The organism is Citrobacter sp. U14242, from assembly GCF_046555775.1.
Lineage (GTDB): Bacteria > Pseudomonadota > Gammaproteobacteria > Enterobacterales > Enterobacteriaceae > Citrobacter.
Genome location: NZ_JBKGLW010000005.1, coordinates 312,947 through 330,816 on the forward strand (window position 1 = coordinate 312,947; position 17,870 = coordinate 330,816).

The 17,870-nt window shown below is 52.8% G+C and carries 14 protein-coding genes; 4 read left to right on the plus strand and 10 right to left on the minus strand.

What is annotated here, in order from left to right:
- Positions 1-3: 3 nt before the first annotated feature.
- Both aaeA and aaeX read right to left on the minus strand, forming a co-directional pair.
- Positions 4-936: a p-hydroxybenzoic acid efflux pump subunit AaeA gene (gene aaeA, locus ACLJXE_RS10770; RefSeq protein ID WP_410750831.1), complete on the minus strand. Its 933-nt coding sequence runs from the start codon at positions 934-936 to the stop codon at positions 4-6.
- A 7-nt stretch (positions 937-943) separates the two neighbouring features.
- Complete coding sequence (gene aaeX / locus ACLJXE_RS10775; protein ID WP_003025177.1) at positions 944-1,147, minus strand: p-hydroxybenzoic acid efflux pump operon protein AaeX; 204 nt, start codon at positions 1,145-1,147, stop codon at positions 944-946.
- A 184-nt stretch (positions 1,148-1,331) separates the two neighbouring features.
- Between aaeX and aaeR the strand changes: the two genes are divergently transcribed.
- Positions 1,332-2,261 (plus strand): HTH-type transcriptional activator AaeR, encoded by a 930-nt coding sequence (gene aaeR, locus ACLJXE_RS10780; RefSeq protein ID WP_410750832.1) that lies wholly within the window; start codon positions 1,332-1,334, stop codon positions 2,259-2,261.
- Between the two features lie 92 nt (positions 2,262-2,353).
- On the opposite strand, the gene tldD is transcribed toward aaeR, so the two are convergent.
- From tldD to csrD, 8 genes are all read right to left on the minus strand, one after another.
- Positions 2,354-3,799, minus strand: coding sequence for a metalloprotease TldD (gene tldD / locus ACLJXE_RS10785; protein WP_271441670.1), 1,446 nt, complete (start codon positions 3,797-3,799; stop codon positions 2,354-2,356).
- A 75-nt stretch (positions 3,800-3,874) separates the two neighbouring features.
- On the minus strand, positions 3,875-7,675 hold the full coding sequence (gene yhdP / locus ACLJXE_RS10790; protein ID WP_410750833.1) for an AsmA2 domain-containing protein YhdP: 3,801 nt from the start codon (positions 7,673-7,675) through the stop codon (positions 3,875-3,877).
- A gap of 109 nt (positions 7,676-7,784) precedes the next feature.
- Positions 7,785-9,254, minus strand: a complete 1,470-nt coding sequence (gene rng, locus ACLJXE_RS10795) for a ribonuclease G (protein WP_410750834.1) — start codon at positions 9,252-9,254, stop codon at positions 7,785-7,787.
- Positions 9,244-9,837: a Maf family protein gene (locus ACLJXE_RS10800; RefSeq protein WP_410750835.1), complete on the minus strand. Its 594-nt coding sequence runs from the start codon at positions 9,835-9,837 to the stop codon at positions 9,244-9,246. Before ACLJXE_RS10800 ends, rng begins: the two co-directional genes overlap by 11 nt.
- 7 nt (positions 9,838-9,844) lie before the next feature.
- Positions 9,845-10,333, minus strand: a complete 489-nt coding sequence (gene mreD, locus ACLJXE_RS10805; RefSeq protein WP_103928680.1) for a rod shape-determining protein MreD — start codon at positions 10,331-10,333, stop codon at positions 9,845-9,847.
- Positions 10,334-11,356, minus strand: a complete 1,023-nt coding sequence (gene mreC, locus ACLJXE_RS10810) for a rod shape-determining protein MreC (RefSeq protein ID WP_410750836.1) — start codon at positions 11,354-11,356, stop codon at positions 10,334-10,336.
- Positions 11,357-11,419: 63 nt separating this feature from the next.
- Entirely contained in the window at positions 11,420-12,463 is a 1,044-nt protein-coding gene (gene mreB, locus ACLJXE_RS10815) for a rod shape-determining protein MreB (RefSeq protein ID WP_000913396.1), read from the minus strand.
- 306 nt (positions 12,464-12,769) lie between these two features.
- Positions 12,770-14,710, minus strand: coding sequence for an RNase E specificity factor CsrD (csrD, locus tag ACLJXE_RS10820; protein ID WP_410750837.1), 1,941 nt, complete (start codon positions 14,708-14,710; stop codon positions 12,770-12,772).
- A 225-nt stretch (positions 14,711-14,935) separates the two neighbouring features.
- On the opposite strand from csrD, the gene ACLJXE_RS10825 reads away from it, so the two are divergent.
- From ACLJXE_RS10825 to msrQ, 3 genes are all read left to right on the plus strand, one after another.
- Entirely contained in the window at positions 14,936-15,910 is a 975-nt protein-coding gene (locus ACLJXE_RS10825; protein ID WP_410750838.1) for an MDR family oxidoreductase, read from the plus strand.
- Between the two features lie 119 nt (positions 15,911-16,029).
- Entirely contained in the window at positions 16,030-17,034 is a 1,005-nt protein-coding gene (gene msrP, locus ACLJXE_RS10830; RefSeq protein ID WP_410750839.1) for a protein-methionine-sulfoxide reductase catalytic subunit MsrP, read from the plus strand.
- Positions 17,035-17,634, plus strand: a complete 600-nt coding sequence (gene msrQ / locus ACLJXE_RS10835; RefSeq protein ID WP_286629353.1) for a protein-methionine-sulfoxide reductase heme-binding subunit MsrQ — start codon at positions 17,035-17,037, stop codon at positions 17,632-17,634.
- The last annotated feature ends 236 nt before the right edge of the window (positions 17,635-17,870 follow it).

Here is a 17,870-nt window from a genome sequence, read left to right on the forward strand (position 1 = left end):
CAATTAACCAAACTCGCGCAGACGGTGCGCCATTTTACGGAAGAACGACTCCTGGCTGGCATCGCGATCCTGCTTACCGGTAATAACGACGGTGGCCGTAGTACCGGCCGGCCACAGGGTTCCCTGCTGGTCATCAAGACGGATGCGCACCGGCACACGCTGCGCCAGTCGCACCCATTCAAGATTAGAGTCAATGGTCGCCATGCCTTTTGCATCCTGGGTGCTGCTGGCATTTGTCACGCCTGCCGCCACGCTATCGACGGTGCCTTTCAATACCTTATTGCTGCCAAGCGGCGTAATTTCAGCACGATAGCCCGGACGCACACCTTCCAGCTTGGTCTCTTCCATATAGGCCAGCACGTAAAAAGAGTGATGCTTAACCAGCGCTACCGCCGTAGAGCCACGAGTAATAAATTCACCAGAATAGACGTTAAGGTTAGTCACCCAACCATCGGCTGGTGCACGGATGACGGTACGTTCGAGATCGAGTTTTGCCAGATCGCGGGTCGCCTGCGCCTTCGCAAGCTGATGTAATACGGTTTGCAGCACGTTATTCGACTGGTCGATCTCTTCGCGGGACATGGCCTGCACGCCCAGGCGGTTACGACGACCGGCTTCCTGGCGTTTTTCTTGTGCCAGTACCTGATAATAAGCGACGTCCGCTTCAGCCTGTTCGAGTGCTTTTTTATAGCGTGGCTGGTCGATAGTGAACAGGACCTGATCCTTTTTCACCAGTTGGTTATCATGGACGTTAACATTGGTGATAAGACCCGCGACATCCGGTGCAATGGCGACGACATCAGCGCTAAAACGTGCATCACGCGTCCACGGCGATTCGGTGTAATAGACCCATGCGCGGAAAATAGCGATAAAGGCCAGAATGACCAGGATGAGAGTCATGGCCGTGCGGGAGAGTTTTCTTGTTAGTGTTTTCACTTCAACCTCAAACGAACAGGCGCGTTATTAGATAGAACAGACAGCAATACAGCGCGGTGTTAAACAGGGCCGGATGCCAGACAAAATCATAGATGCCAGTCGGAACTAACACCCGGCGCACCAGCCAGAAAATCGCCAGTGACAAAAGCAATTCGAAAAAAATCGGTGGGAAGGACAGACCAAACACCACGATAACGGGAAACAGACTCATGTTGACCTTGGTAGTTTTAGAGAGTGCAGATGATCGTTTATTGCGCGTATGTCACCGCAGAGAAGGGCAAGGATGAGCCAGGCGAGAGCGACATAGCGGTTATTTGAATAATAATATATTAGCGTAACTGTTATGCTGTTATCTATATAATGTGATCTAAATCACTTTTAAGCCAGAGTGAATAATGGAACGATTAAAACGTATGTCGGTGTTCGCCAAAGTTGTCGAACTGGGCTCCTTCACCGCCGCCGCAAGGCAGTTGCAAATGAGCGTTTCATCGATAAGCCAGACGGTATCCAAACTGGAAGATGAGTTGCAGGTTAAGCTGCTAAACCGCAGCACGCGCAGCATTGGGCTTACCGAGGCGGGTAAAATTTATTATCAGGGTTGCCGCCGAATGCTGCACGAAGCGCAGGATGTTCACGAGCAACTGTATGCTTTTAACAACACGCCCATTGGTACGCTACACATTGGTTGTTCTTCAACCATGGCACAAAATGTCCTTGCCGGACTGACCGAAAAAATGCTGAAAGAATACCCTGGGCTGTCGGTTAATCTGGTCACTGGCATCCCTGCGCCAGACTTAATTGCTGATGGTCTGGATGTGGTTATCCGCGTCGGCGCCCTGCAGGACTCCAGCCTTTTTTCGCGTCGTCTGGGGGCTATGCCGATGGTGGTCTGCGCGGCAAAAAGTTATCTCGCCCAGTTTGGTGTTCCGGAGAAACCTGCCGATCTCAGCAATCATTCGTGGCTGGAATACAGCGTTCGCCCGGATAATGTATTCGAACTTATCGCCCCGGAGGGAATTTCTACCCGCCTGATCCCACAGGGTCGCTTCGTAACCAATGATCCCATGACGCTGGTTCGCTGGCTGGCTGCCGGTGCGGGAGTTGCCTTTGTCCCACTGATGTGGGTGATCAATGAGATCAACCGTGGCGAGGTGGAGATCCTGCTGCCCCGCTACCAGTCAGACCCGCGTCCGGTCTACGCGCTGTATACTGAAAAAGACAAGATGCCACTCAAGGTACAGGTGGTGATTAATTCTCTGACGGATTATTTTGTCGACGTGACGCAGCTGTTTCAGGGAATGTACGGCAGGGGCAAAGAGAAATAAAAATGCCCGGTAGCGCTTCGCTTACCGGGCCCTGGGTCGCACTATTTGGCTGGTCGGATAAAACGCAAAGCGTTACCATCCGGCCTGTGCAATTATGCTGTACCACCTACGGTCAGGTTATCCACCTTCAGCGTCGGCTGACCCACGCCAACCGGCAGACTCTGTCCTTCTTTACCGCAAACGCCGACGCCGTTATCGAGTTTCAGGTCGTTACCCACCATCGAAATCTGCTGCATCGCTTCAATGCCGGAACCGATCAGCGTCGCGCCTTTCACCGGTTTAGTCACTTTGCCATTTTCGATCAGATACGCTTCGGAGGTAGAGAACACGAATTTACCGGAGGTGATATCCACCTGCCCGCCACCAAAGTTTGGCGCATAAATACCATATTCGACAGACTCGATAATTTCCTGCGGCGTGGATTTACCCGGCAGCATATAGGTGTTAGTCATACGTGGCATCGGCAGATGCGCGTAAGATTCACGGCGACCGTTACCCGTTGGCGCCACCCCCATCAAACGTGCATTCAGTTTGTCCTGCATGTAGCCTTTCAGAATACCGTTTTCAATCAGCACGTTGTACTGACCCGGCGTGCCTTCGTCATCAATGGCTACTGAACCACGGCGATCCGCCATCGTGCCATCATCAACGACGGTGCACAGTTCTGACGCCACCAGCTCACCCATATGGCCGCTGAATACCGAGGTTCCACGGCGGTTAAAGTCACCTTCCAGACCATGGCCAACAGCTTCATGCAACAGAACCCCTGGCCAGCCAGCACCAAGCACCACTGGCAACGTGCCCGCTGGAGCCGCTACCGCAGAGAGATTGACCAGCGCCATACGTACGGCTTCTTTCGCCCATGCGTCAGCACGGACTTCGCCATCAAGGGAGGCGAGGAAGTAGTCATAACCGAAGCGACCGCCACCACCACTGGCACCACGCTCGCGTTTACCGTCTTCTTCTACCTGCACGCTGACGGACAGTCGCACCAGAGGACGAACATCTGCCGCCAGTGTTCCATCCGTCGCCGCAACCAGAATCAGCTCATACACGCCGGTCAGGCTCGCCGTCACTTCCTGCACTCGCTTATCAGCGGCACGCGCAACGCTGTCAACACGACGCAGAATATCCAGTTTCTCTTCCCGGCTCATGCTCTGTAATGGATCAACCGAGGTGTAGAGTGCCTGATGCTCTACCGCACCCAGCGTTTTTACTTTGCCATCACCGCTGTCACGCACGATAGTACGCGCGGCATGAGCACTTTGTTCCAGCGCCAGCAGGCTTATCTGGTCTGCGTAGGCAAACCCCGTTTTTTCGCCGCTGATGGCACGCACACCAACGCCCTGATCAATATTGTAAGAACCATCTTTAATGATGCGGTCTTCTAAAACCCAGGATTCGTGGTAGCTCGACTGAAAATACAGATCGCCGTAATCAAGACGGCGTTCGGCCAGTTGGCCCAGGATGGCGAACAGATCCTGATGTTTCAGGCCATTCGCCGCTAGCAATTGTTCACTTACCAGGTTCAGACTCATCGTTTTGCTACTCATTAGTTACTGCGGTAGAAGATCTATGTAGTGAGATTGGGGCAATTACTCGCCCCCGTCAAATCATTGCTGGCTTTCTTTGCGCGGCTGGCGCAGAACTTCGTTGATCTGTGGCTTATCGACCGGGCCGGTGATGCGATAGCGCAGAATCGAGACCTTGCTCCACAGCGGCCCCAGAACTTTACTGGCGGCAAATACCGCCGCGCCGACAATTGGGTTGACGGCAAACGCCGCGGCCACCCCGACGGTGGCAGAAATTTCAGGTGCGACAACGGCTTCCATATTCAGTTCGCGGCGCACCAGATTCACCGAACCTTTCATGGCGATATCAGCTTCCAGGCCATCCACCAGCGTATCATCAGTGTGCATCACACCGTCTTTGATCCACGCCGTACTGCGGATAGAGTCAAAGTAAAAACCTTCGCTGAACGTATCGCTAAAATCAAAACGCAGTTTTCGCAATAGCGCATCAAAGCTCAGCAGACGTAACAGTTGTCCCGCATGTCCGGTGCTAAGTTCAGTCAACTCACCTTTGCCTAAACGGGTGCGCAAAATACCATTCAGTGAAGCTTCATCCGGGTCCCAGGGCGGATTACGCCAGTGCAGATCGTACTCGACGTTAAAGGAAGAGTTACGAATCGGGGTAGATACGCCAAAGAAACCAGCGGCTGAATCAATCTTGTTGCCATTCAGCTTTCCTTTCAGTGACGTACGCTCCTTGCCCGGCACATTGACCCACTCGCCATCGGCGGTCAGTCGGGCAAACCCGGTATCCAGTAGACCGTTGCTCAACGTTAATGTGTCACCTTTTATCGCTACATCGGCATCAATGCGCCCATATTTTTGCCCCCACATCCAGCACTCTTCGCAGCGTATCTGCGCATCCGGCCAGCCACGAAAACTGACGTGATTGATGGCAGAGAACGGCGAGGCTGGCGTTGTATTTGGCGATGACTTTGCAGCGCTCGGGTTGTAATACAGGTACTTGATATTGGCAAGCCACGGAGCATTATTGCGCATAGCCAATGTGGCGTTTATCTCACGCCCCTGTGCCCGTACGCTGGTACCATTAAGCCCAGGTTCAGATACAATGCTCAGGTTATTCCACTGCTGCTCGCCCAATGATAAAGAAGGCGTGCGCACCGCAATACGCTGCGGGAAGTTCGCATTACTTCCGACGTTATCCGCCGCGCCTTTCTGGAACAATGCCAGCCATTGCGCACCATCCATGGGCGGAAGATTAAGTTCGATGCCCTGCTGGTCAGGAAGCGCTGGCACGGTACGGCTTTCCGAAGTCCAGATAGCGCGATCAAGCGTCAGTTTCTGATTCAGCAACCAGCGGCTGTTAAAGTGGTTCTTACTTCCGGCGTTACCGGTCAGATCAAAGCTGTGCAGGTTACCCTCTGCCTTAACATTAACTGGCAGCGACTCGCCGACTACCTTGTTTAACGGGGCAGGTAAGTGACTGCTTACATTTTTCAGGTCACCTTTCAGCTCAATGTTGTAAGTCGCTCCGGCATGATATGGCAGGTCAATGCCAACTTTACCATTCCACGCCATACTGCCGCTTAAAGCATCATTCACCTGTGCGGGGAGTATCCCCATGCGAGTTGGCTGCCAGTCGCCGTTCAGATTCACAGCAACCTGGTAAGCTTTTGCACCCTCGGTAGTGGAAAAGTCGACATTCAGAGGCTGATTAAACCAGTTCGCCGTCATCGGCTCACTCTTGAGATCGCCGTTGATAAAACTGAATTTACCGTTCAAATTCTTCAGCGTGCTGTCGAGTGGCTTGATAAACAAACTGTTATTTCGCAGGTTCACATCGCCTTTGGCCGTAACCAGCGAACCATCTAACGGGATATCAAGATGTAAGCGAGCACTCACATCGCCATCAATTTGAAGCTGTTCCAGTGTGGCACCAAGCGACTCTTTCAGCGGCGTTTCGTCGAAATAAGGCCCAACCGCTTTGCCCGGCCCGTTGATGTCGGCATCAATCAGCAGTTTTTCTTTTGCGTAGTCAGGGATATTTGCCGTCAGGTTTGTGGCTTTTACCCCCCCCAGATTGACGCTATCCGTCTTCATCCACAGGCCATCGTTAATGAAGTTCAGTTCAATATTAAGGTCAGTCAGTGCGGGCCAGTCCGGCTGGAAGGCAAATTTTGCATTACGCAGCGGCACCAGCACCTGGAACTGACCTTCGTTATGCAAATACGGGAACAGATGTGGGTTACCGCCATAAACCAGTGTTGCGTTATCAGCCTCACCGCCCTGAATTGCCCCACTGAGGTAATCAACCAGCTCTTTCCCCATCAGGTTTTCCGGGAAATAGCGCCAGGCCTGAGAACCATCGTGAGTGCTAATCCCCGCCAGAATCCCCAGCCACGGTTCATCACCTGTTGGTTGCAGATAACGAAAACCCCCACGCGCATGGACCGCTTTTGCTTTTACATCAATATTTCGCCCGTCCAGCTGAAAACCTTTGTCATTCTTCAGCCAGCTTAACGTGGCTACGCCATCGTCTATTTCCAGCGGCGCACGAAAGACGGTTTCATACGGCATTTTTGCCTGCTTCATGGAGGCCGTTAATGCGCCATTTTCCACGCTGCCAGACAATGTACCGGAGAAATGTTCGGCCCCCGGCAGCAGCTTCCACTGTTTCCAGGCCAGATCGGTCCACGAGGACTGGAAACGGGTTTTTTCGGTCGCCTGTAACGGGATATCCAACGCCAGCACATTTATTTTGCCGCTCGGTTGCGTGGCCCGCCAGATATCACCCAATGCCGGAGATAACTTAGCGGCCATCGGGCGTAGCCCCTCTAATCCGGCTAACTCCAGGTTACTGGCGCGAATACGTAATTCGTCGCTGCGCTTGTTATTAGCGCCCCCCACTTCCTGCTCAGGGAACCAGGCCAGCGTTAATGCGCCGCTCGGCCAGGGTTTGTCATCCATCGTGATGCGCGTGTCCGGGATAGCGAACAACCAACCAGAGTGCTCACGGCTGATATGCGCAGTCAGGTTGTCGACAGACAGCGTATGGATGTTGTTCTCTCCCTTCCAGCTTGCGCCGCCCTTTTTCAACCAGACATCGCCGCCAGAAATTTCGCCTTTGCTGAGCGTCATCCAGCCTTCCAGACTAAAGCGCGCGGTTTGCAGTGCAACATTGTCCTGCATCCATTTTCCCAACCACGGCTTAACGTCGATGTCGTCAGCCTGCAGCCAGACGCGACCATTATTCAGCAGGCCGTCATCATCACGCAGATCCATACGCACCTGCATAACACCGTGCTGGCCGGTCAGACTGGAGAGGCTGACCTGGCCTTCAGCACGATGCCGGTTTTTACCGTTCAACCAGGTTAGCTGAGGGATCGCCAGTTCTGCACGCTGGCCTGACAGGGTCAAAAAACTGACCTGGCTGTCGCGAAGATCAAAATGATCAAACTGGCGCAGGAACAGATCGCTGACGTGGCTGGTTTCAATTCCATCGCCGCTATCACCGCGTTGGATCGGCGTATTGGTGCGCAACTGCAGTTGCCAGAAGGTGAGATCGCGAAACTGCCAGCGCATGTGCAGCAAACTTTGCCAGACATCCAGCGCCAGCGTGACACGCTTTACCGAGAATTCGCCACCGTCTTTCAGCTGTGCATGAATATCGCGCGCTTCGAGCGTAGGGCCAAAATTTTGCCAGTTAGCAGAAAGCTGGCTGGCGGAAACGGGCATACCGGTGGCAGATTCAATCTTACCCAGAATGGTCGGACGCCAGCTATCGAGATGCGGTAGAGCAAGGCGCAGCCCACTGACCAGCAGCGCTGCGATGACAACGAATGCGGCCCCAGTGAGCAGTAAAATCCCCGGCAATCGCCTCACGCGCCTCTCCTTGTCTGCCAAAAAAGTGACTCACACCCCCTGAGTGAATATTGCCGGATAGCGGCGTTTTGCCTTATCCGGCCTACATGCGCGGGTGCCACTACACGATTTACATCATTACCACGTCAAACTGCTCCTGGTTATAGAGCGGTTCGACTTGTACTTTAACCTGTTTGCCAACAAAGATTTCCACTTCCGCCAGCGCATGCGACTCTTCCCCTTTCAGGGTTTCAGCCACTGCCGGAGATGCGTACACCAGGAAACGATCGGAGTCGTAAGCATGGTGCACGCGGACGATTTCACGCATGATTTCATAACATACGGTTTCGACCGTTTTCACCGTGCCACGTCCGTGGCAGGTTGGGCACTCGTTACACAGCACATGCTCCACGCTTTCACGCGTGCGCTTACGTGTCATCTCTACCAGGCCCAACTGTGAAAAACCGTTAATGCTGGTTTTCACGCGATCCTTGCTCAGCGCCTGTTCCAGAGAGTGCAGCACCCGGCGGCGGTGATCGTCATTATTCATGTCGATAAAATCGATAATGATTATGCCGCCCAGATTACGCAGACGCAGCTGACGTGCGATGGCCTGCGTTGCTTCAATATTAGTATTAAAGATAGTGTCATCGAGATTACGATGCCCAACAAATGCCCCCGTGTTGATATCTACGGTGGTCATGGCTTCAGTTTGATCGATAATCAGATAACCGCCGGATTTCAGCTCAACCTTGCGCTCCAGCGCACGTTGGATTTCATTCTCAACATCGAAGAGATCGAAAATCGGTTGGCGTCCACTATAGTGTTCCAGCTTGCTGGTCATCTCCGGGATATATTCCGCAGTAAATTCCAACAATGCTTCATAAGTCAGACGGGAGTCGACGCGAATTCGGTCTAACTGAGCATCGGCAAAATCACGCAGAACGCGCTGTGCCAGCGCCAATTCACCATACATCTGGTAGCGCGTTTGTGGGCGCTTCTTACGCTCCATGACCTTCGTCCAGACGCGCTTAAGGTAAGCGGCATCAGAGGCAAGGTCTTCTTCACATACGCCTTCAGCCGCCGTGCGAATGATGAATCCGCCCTGCTCGTCGCAATAATCCGCCACCACCTTTTTCAGGCGTTCGCGTTCGGTTTCACTCTCGATTCGCTGAGAAACCCCCACGTGCGAGGCGCCAGGCATAAAGACAAGATAACGGGAAGGCAGCGTGATATCCGTCGTCAGACGCGCGCCTTTCGTGCCCAGAGGATCTTTCACCACCTGTACCATCAGATCTTGCCCCTGACGCACCAGTTCGGAGATATCGCGCACAGTGAACTGTTTTTGTTCTTCACCCGCTACGCATTCGGTATGCGGCATGATGTCTGATGCGTGGAGAAATGCGGCTTTATCCAGCCCAATATCTACAAAAGCCGCCTGCATACCCGGAAGTACACGACTTACACGACCTTTGTAGATATTGCCTACGATTCCGCGTCGCGCCTCACGTTCAATATGAATTTCCTGCAGAATACCGCCATCAATGTACGCCACCCGCGTTTCCGATGGCGTTACGTTTACCAACAATTCAGCCGTCATGTTTATCCCTTTTCTCACGCAGTGCGTTAAAATTGCTCAGCAACTCATACGTTTCTACCAGCGGTAAGCCGACTACGGCGTGATAGCTGCCATTTATCTTCCTGACAAAACAGCCACCCAACCCTTGAATACCGTATGCACCTGCTTTATCCATAGGCTCACCGCTGGCAACATAACCGGCGATGTCCTCATCTGTTAGTACTCTGAATGTCACTTCCGTCACCACCAGACAGTCCAGGCTGTGCTGGCGATCGGCTAATGCGACAGCCGTCATGACCTGATGCGTTTTGCCTGACAGTTTGCGCAGCATCTCTGCTGCATGGCCGACATCATGTGGTTTTTCCAGCACTTCGCCATTAAGGATAACAATGGTATCCGCTCCCAGCACAGGTAAATCGCGCTCAGCCAGTGCTACGCCCGCCTGCGCTTTTTCACGCGCCAGGCGAACAACATACTGCTGGGCGCTTTCCTGCGGGTGCCGCTGTTCCTCAATTCCAGGAAGCAGTCGTGCGAATGTTACGCCAAGCTGAGCCAACAGTTCCTGACGACGTGGGGAACCTGAAGCAAGATACAGAGTATTCATATCAACCTTATTGCACCGCAAACTGCTGGCGAACTTTACGCATCAGTAAGAATAGCCATGGCCAAAGCACACCATTTACTACACTACTCCAGAACACTTCAGGTCTGAAAGAGACGTTGATCACTAAAAACTCGGCCCAGAAAACAATAATATCCACGACCAGTGATAACAACATGACCACCAGCGCCTGCTGCCAGAGCGCGAGGTTACGGAAGAGCTGGAATTTCAGTGCGACCAGATAGGCAATGATACTCATCGACAAAGCCCGCACGCCAAGCGTAGAGCCGCTAATGAGATCCAGTATGGCACCCACGACAAATCCTGTGCCCACATTTACGCGATGCGGCAACGCCAGGATCCAATACAACAGGATGAGTAGCACCCAGTTTGGCCGGTAAACAAGAATGTCGTCCGGCCAGGGCATGACTTGCAGTAAAAGTGCAATAAGGAACGAGAGCCAAATAACCCAACGTCCCTGACTACGATAGCTTGCCACTTACTGCCCTCCCGGCTTACGCGGAGCAGGTTGTGACGGCGTGGTTGTTGCAGGAACCGGGGTTACGCCTGTTGCTGGAGCAGGAACCGGCGCAGGAGGCCCCATGGCATCCGGTGCAGGCAGAACTTGCGGCATCATTTGCATCAGACGTTCATTAGCTACACGGTGCACTTCTTCTGGCGTCATCGGGTTAGCGCCATTGCGATCGGATCCCCACAGCAGCAGAAGATACCGCAAACGCTGTAAACCCGCAGTCGGACGCGCCTGAATCACGGTGTATGCACGCTGGGTATCCAGCTTCACAGAGGAAACAACACCGACTGGATAGCCTTCAGGGAAACGCCCACCCAGACCGGAGGTCACCAGCACGTCGCCGACACGGATATCGGTGTTGGCAGGCAGGTGTTCAAGCTGGAGATCGTCGGTGCAGCCGTTACCGGCGGCAATCACGCGGATGTCGTTACGCAGCACCTGAATCGGCAGCGCATGCGTGGCATCGCAAATCAATAGGACGCGGCTGGTCAGTTTTGCCACCGCAACGACCTGGCCCACTACACCTTTATCGCTGATAACTGGCTGACCTTCATAAACGCCGTTAACGCTCCCTTTGTCGATCACAACCTGATCGCTGTAAGGATCGTTAACCGTTGAGATGACCTGCGTCACCATTTTTTGTTCGTCCTGGCGCAGCGGCGATCCCAGCAGCTCACGCAAACGCGCGTTCTCCTGTTTATATTGCCCCAGCATCAGCAGTTCACTGTTTTTCAGCAGCAGTTCCTGACGCAACGCCCGGTTTTCAAGTTCGAGTTGGTCACGAGAAGCCAGCGTTTGCGACACGCCGTCGAGTAATTCACGGGGACCATTAGAGATAAAGTAGAAAGGACTGACGGCGGTATCCATGTACGTTCGGATTTGACTAAACGTACCCAGGCGGCTGTCGGCAATAATAACGCCGAGCGCCACCAACACCGCCAGAATAAGGCGAATCTGTAGCGACGGGCCACGGCTAAAAATTGGCTTCATAGTCTATGCGTATTCTCGCATCAGAGCGGAAGAGCAACCCATGGCTACCCTTCCTGCATCCGATTACTCTTCGCTGAACAAGTCGCCGCCGTGCATATCGATCATTTCCAGTGCTTTACCGCCACCGCGAGCCACACAGGTCAGCGGATCTTCGGCAACAACAACTGGAATACCGGTCTCTTCCATTAACAGGCGGTCAAGGTTACGCAGCAGCGCACCGCCGCCGGTCAGGACCATACCGCGTTCTGAGATATCAGACGCCAGTTCTGGCGGACACTGTTCCAGTGCAACCATCACCGCGCTTACGATACCGGTCAGGGGTTCCTGCAGCGCTTCCAGGATCTCGTTAGAGTTCAGGGTAAAGCCACGTGGAACACCTTCTGCCAGGTTACGACCGCGAACTTCGATCTCGCGAACTTCGTCGCCAGGATAAGCAGAACCGATTTCGTGCTTAATACGTTCCGCGGTAGCTTCACCGATCAGAGAGCCGTAGTTACGGCGAACATAATTAATGATGGCTTCGTCGAAGCGGTCACCACCAATACGCACAGAGGAGGAGTAAACTACGCCATTCAGAGAGATAACGGCGACTTCAGTGGTACCACCACCGATATCGACAACCATTGAGCCGGTTGCTTCAGAAACTGGCAGGCCCGCACCGATTGCTGCCGCCATCGGCTCTTCGATCAGGAACACTTCACGTGCACCTGCACCCTGAGCGGATTCACGGATGGCACGGCGTTCAACCTGAGTTGCTCCAACCGGTACACACACCAGTACGCGCGGGCTTGGGCGCATGAAGCTGTTGCTGTGCACTTGTTTGATAAAGTGCTGGAGCATTTTTTCAGTCACGAAGAAGTCAGCGATAACGCCGTCTTTCATTGGGCGAATTGCAGCGATATTGCCCGGCGTACGACCCAGCATCTGCTTCGCATCATGACCTACTGCAGCCACGCTTTTCGGCGAACCGGCACGATCCTGACGAATGGCCACTACGGAAGGCTCATTCAATACGATGCCTTGTCCTTTTACATAAATAAGGGTATTCGCGGTACCCAGGTCAATGGACAGGTCATTGGAAAACATGCCACGAAATTTTTTCAACATACTAAGGGATAATCCTGAAAGCTGGGGCGGAAAACAAAATCCGCTTACTTTACCAACCACACGCAGCAGCGACAAGGCGCAAAAATCATCTGCTACGGTGAAAATTAGTGCAGTTCGTTTCCTTTGTTACAAAACCGGCCTGAGTCCATCAGAGCTGAAAAACTCAGCAGCAGTCCTCGCTTTTGTTTGCAACCTGTCAAAGGTCATTCACCTGCATGTTTGCTGTTACAACCTGGCGAGCAGACAAGCACACCCCCAGAAGGCACAGCGCGCGTTATTCTACGTGAAAACAAATTAAACGGCAGGTTAAACCGAGTATCTTTGCGAATATTTTTTCACGTTTGTGTCAAGTGGCTGTGACGCGGCAAAAAAATCACCCTGCCCACCCGCGACTCCACGTTCTGTCAGGGTATGCCACTCGCTGCGCGAGCGAACACCCGTGGCATAAACCTGTGTTGGCGTTCCGGTACACGCCTCTACCAGGCTCTGAACCAGCAACTGATTTTCCGTTCGCTTATCAATGTTTCTCACCAGGCTGGGATGAAGCTTCAACAATTCGACATTCAGCTCTTTGATCCAGCTGGTACTCACCAACGTTAAACCGGCCTGCGTAACGGCGATACGTACACCAAGCGCATCCATCAATCGGATAACCGGTTGTAACCGGCTGATGTGTTGACAAACATCCGCCTCAGCAAGTTCAATAATTATGCGTTTACGTAGCGATTTTTCGCACTGCATCAGCGTATCTCGCAGCCAACGCTGAAAACGTGGGCGGATTAGCGACTCAACTGTCGTCTGCATCGCCAGATTTTCCTGCGGCCAGTAACCCAAAAGCAGGATGAGACGGCTGATCTGCAGACGGTCATACTCTTCTGCCAGACCAAATTGCAGCACCATCGGCATATATTCCGCCGAGATGACCTCTTCGCTGCCATCGAAAATACGGCACATAAGCTCGCGATGGTGCACCCGCCCTTCACGCGTTACGGCAGGTTTTTGATAAATTCGCGGTCCGCCCCGACTGAGCATCTGCTCAATCAGCGTTCGCCAGCGCACATTGCCCCGGCCTTTTTCCGGCAGCGAGTCGTCATACACCGACCAACTGTTCCCGCCTTGTAATACTGAATTCCGGGTGGCCGCTTCGGCGTGATCCATAACTTGTTCAGTCGATTGACCGCTGCGACAGACACAAATGCCAATATGAACCATATCGGCACGATCGATCATTTTGTTAGCCGGAAGTGCATCCACCGCCTTTAAGAGTTGACCGGCAATGCTTTCCGCTTCTTTTAACGTGCGGTGTGGCAGCAGGATGGCAAAATCGCTTCGGTGGTAACGCGCTAACAGTGCGCCCGGATAGCGCATCATAAAGGTAGACAACAAATTGATAAGCGTTGAAATTTGTTCTTCCGCCTGGGTAATGCCCCAGCTCTCGCGTAGCAGCGTAAAGTCCGGCAGACGCACCATCATCACCACACCATGCGAGCCTACCTTTTCCTGATCTTCCAGCAGCGTCGCCAGTTGGTTATCAAAGAACAAGCGGTTGCTCAGTCCCGTTTTTGTATCCTGGGCAACATAGGAGCGAATAAGCGTATCCAGCCTGCTGCGCTGCTCACGAGCATTTTGAATTTCGGTCAATAGCATGTCGAGCGCACTACTGGTACGCGCTGGCCACTCATAGACCGTTCCTCGCACGTTTGGCCCGCGTTCACCGTTGAGGATCCGCGTTGAACGAATCTCCAGTAGTTCTTGTCCGGAAAGTTGACGCTGGAGCCAGCGCACGGACAAAAACAGCATCAGGATAATAAAGCCTATCGATAGCGTGAGCGGTGCCGTGGTCATCAACGAATGGAAATAGTTGCCCATCGGATCCTGGTAAACCATACGCAGCGACATCCCCGGATGCTTGACCAATGGCACGGTGAGATCGCGATAAAGGTTATTCGTCCCCGCCGGGCGGTAGCTACTGGTTCGGGAATGGCTATAAACAACGCTGCCACCCTGAAGCAATTCAATACGGACGATATCAACCGAAATCATCAATTCATCAATTTGCGGCGTTAAGGACACGACATCTCTGGTGACCAGATGGGTATCGATCGCCGTCGCGACGGCATGGACGCGGGTGGTGAACTTATATTGAATAGCGTTATAGAAACTCAGCGAGCAACCTATCAGCGTCACGAAAATCGTTAACCCGGTAAGCAGCGTGACAAAGGCTGAAAATTTCGTCGTTAATCGCATCCTTGTGTTAACTCCGACAGTAATGAATCAGGTATGAAAGTGAAAAAGCGACACGAAAATGCAAAACTGAACGCGAAATCCGTCAATTTACACAAACAATGTGGGCATACTACCAAATCAGGTATATCTGGCAATTTATTGCGCAGAATCGGCATCATGTTTTAATTAGCGAGTATAGTCTTCACAGATAATTTTCCAATCCACTATATGAATTGAGGACAGGTTATGCAGGCTTTGATCTTAGAACAGCAGGACGGAAAAACCCTCGCATCCGTTCACCCCCTCGACGAAAATCAGCTACCTGAAGGCGATGTGACGGTGGATGTTCACTGGTCGAGCCTGAACTATAAAGATGCCCTCGCCATCACCGGCAAGGGTAAAATTATCCGCAATTTTCCGATGATTCCTGGTATCGATTTCGCCGGTACCGTACGCACAAGTGAAGATCCTCGTTTTCATGCAGGCCAGGAAGTCTTACTGACCGGATGGGGCGTGGGTGAGAATCATTGGGGTGGGCTGGCCGAACGCGCACGTGTTAAAGGCGATTGGCTGGTTGCGCTGCCAAAAGGACTGGACGGTCGCAAAGCCATGATCATTGGCACCGCCGGTTTTACCGCGATGCTGTGCGTCATGGCGCTTGAAGATGCCGGTATCCGCCCGGAAGACGGCGAAATCGTCGTCACCGGTGCCAGCGGTGGCGTAGGCAGTACTGCCGTTGCGCTGCTGCACAAACTGGGTTACCAGGTTGCGGCAGTATCGGGCCGCGAAAGCACCCACGACTACCTGAAAAGCCTGGGAGCCAACCGCATTCTGGGTCGTGATGAGTTTGCTGAATCTCGTCCGCTGGAAAAGCAACTGTGGGCGGGTGCCATTGATACCGTTGGCGACAAAGTGCTGGCAAAAGTACTGGCGCAGATGAACTATGGCGGTTGTGTTGCCGCCTGTGGTCTGGCGGGCGGTTTTGCGCTACCCACCACGGTGATGCCGTTTATTCTGCGCAACGTGCGCTTACAGGGCATCGACTCCGTGATGACGCCTGCGGCGCGTCGTGCGCAGGCGTGGCAACGTCTGGTAAACGACCTGCCAGAGTCGTTCTATACCCAGGCAGCGACAGAAATCACGCTTGCCGATGCGCCGAAATTCGCCGATGCCATCATCAATAACCAGGTGCAGGGCCGTACGCTGGTGAAGGTGAAATAAAACAATTCGCAGATACAAATTTACATTTAATTAACTAAATTTCTCTGCACATTGACGGACTCCCTGCCATAGTAACTACGCGCCAGTATGAGCCTTTGCGCGTATGTCGGGAGTCCGTTATGAAGAAAATACGTCCATTCACTGAAGCCGATGTAACAGCCGAGTCGGCTTTTTTTATGCAGCGCCGCCAGGTGTTGAAAGCGCTGGGTATCAGCGCCGCCGCGTTGTCTTTGCCCTTTTCTGCCGAGGCCGATCTTCTGAGCTGGTTTAAAGGCAATGACCGTCCGCCCGCGCCTGCCGGTAAACCCCTTGATTTCACCAAGCCGGCAGCCTGGCAAAATACGCTTCCTTTAACACCAGAAGATAAGGTTTCTGGCTATAACAACTTCTACGAGTTCGGCCTCGACAAAGCCGATCCTGCAGCCAATGCCGGCAGTCTGAAAACGGATCCCTGGACGCTGAAAATCAGCGGTGAAGTCGCTAAACCGTTGACGCTCGATCATGATGCCTTAACCACCCGTTTCCCACTGGAAGAACGTATATATCGAATGCGCTGTGTTGAGGCCTGGTCGATGGTCGTACCGTGGATTGGTTTTCCTTTACATAAACTGTTGGCGCTGGCTGAACCCACCAGCAATGCAAAATATGTCGCGTTCGAAACTCGCTATGCCCCCGAAGAGATGCCGGGACAAAAAGATCGCTTTATTGGCGGTGGGTTAAAATATCCTTATGTTGAAGGGCTACGTCTGGATGAGGCCATGCATCCGCTCACGTTGCTTACCGTGGGCGTGTACGGCAAGGCACTTCCTCCACAAAATGGCGCCCCTATTCGCTTAACGGTGCCATGGAAATACGGATTTAAAGGCATTAAGTCGATCGTCAGTATTAAACTGACGCGTGAACGACCGCCAACCACCTGGAATATGGCTGCGTCCAATGAATACGGTTTTTATGCCAATGTGAATCCTCATGTCGATCATCCCCGCTGGTCACAAGCGACTGAACGCTTCATCGGCGCGGGCGGCATACTGGATGTACAGCGCCAGCCCACGCTGCTGTTTAATGGCTATGCAAAGGATGTTGCTTCCCTGTACCGAGGCCTCGATCTGCGGGAGAATTTTTAAGTGCGCCTGACTGCAAAACAGATGACCTGGCTGAAAGTTTGCCTGCATCTTGCCGGACTTTTACCGTTTCTCTGGCTATTTTGGGCGGTAAATCATGGGGGACTGAGCGCCGATCCGGTCAAAGACATTCAGCACTTTACCGGTCGGACAGCTCTGAAATTCCTACTGGCTACCTTGCTGGTCGCGCCGTTGGCGCGCTACGCTAAACAGCCATTATTGATACGCACTCGCCGACTGTTAGGGCTATGGTGTTTCGCCTGGGCGACGTTACATTTAACCAGCTATGCGCTACTGGAATTAGGCATTAATAACCTGGCATTGCTGGGGCGGGAACTGACTACCCGACCTTATTTGATGTTGGGTATTATCAGCTGGGTCATTTTATTCGCCCTCGCCTTAACCTCTACACAGGCAGCCCAGCGAAAACTGGGCAAATATTGGCAGTATCTGCACAACTTCGTCTATCTTGTGGCGATCCTGGCACCCATACATTATTTGTGGTCGGTAAAAATTATCTCTCCGCAACCGATTATTTATGCCGCACTTGCAGCGGTGCTGTTAGCCTGCCGCTACAAGAAGTTTCGCCAGTGGTGGCGGTAGTTTCACGTTATGTGCAGTACGTTGCAAAACACGGACGAACCCATGTTCTTTACATGTCAGCGGTTGATTATCTTCCCTGATAAGACCAGTATTTAGCTGCCAATTGCTACGAAATAGTTATAATGTGCGCCTTTGCTCTCCCCGGTAGCGTTTTTACAGCGCAGAAAGGGTGACAATCGTATATTGAAGGTATATTTTGTCTTTTACCCGAAAATGGCAGAAGATAGCCGCACAAT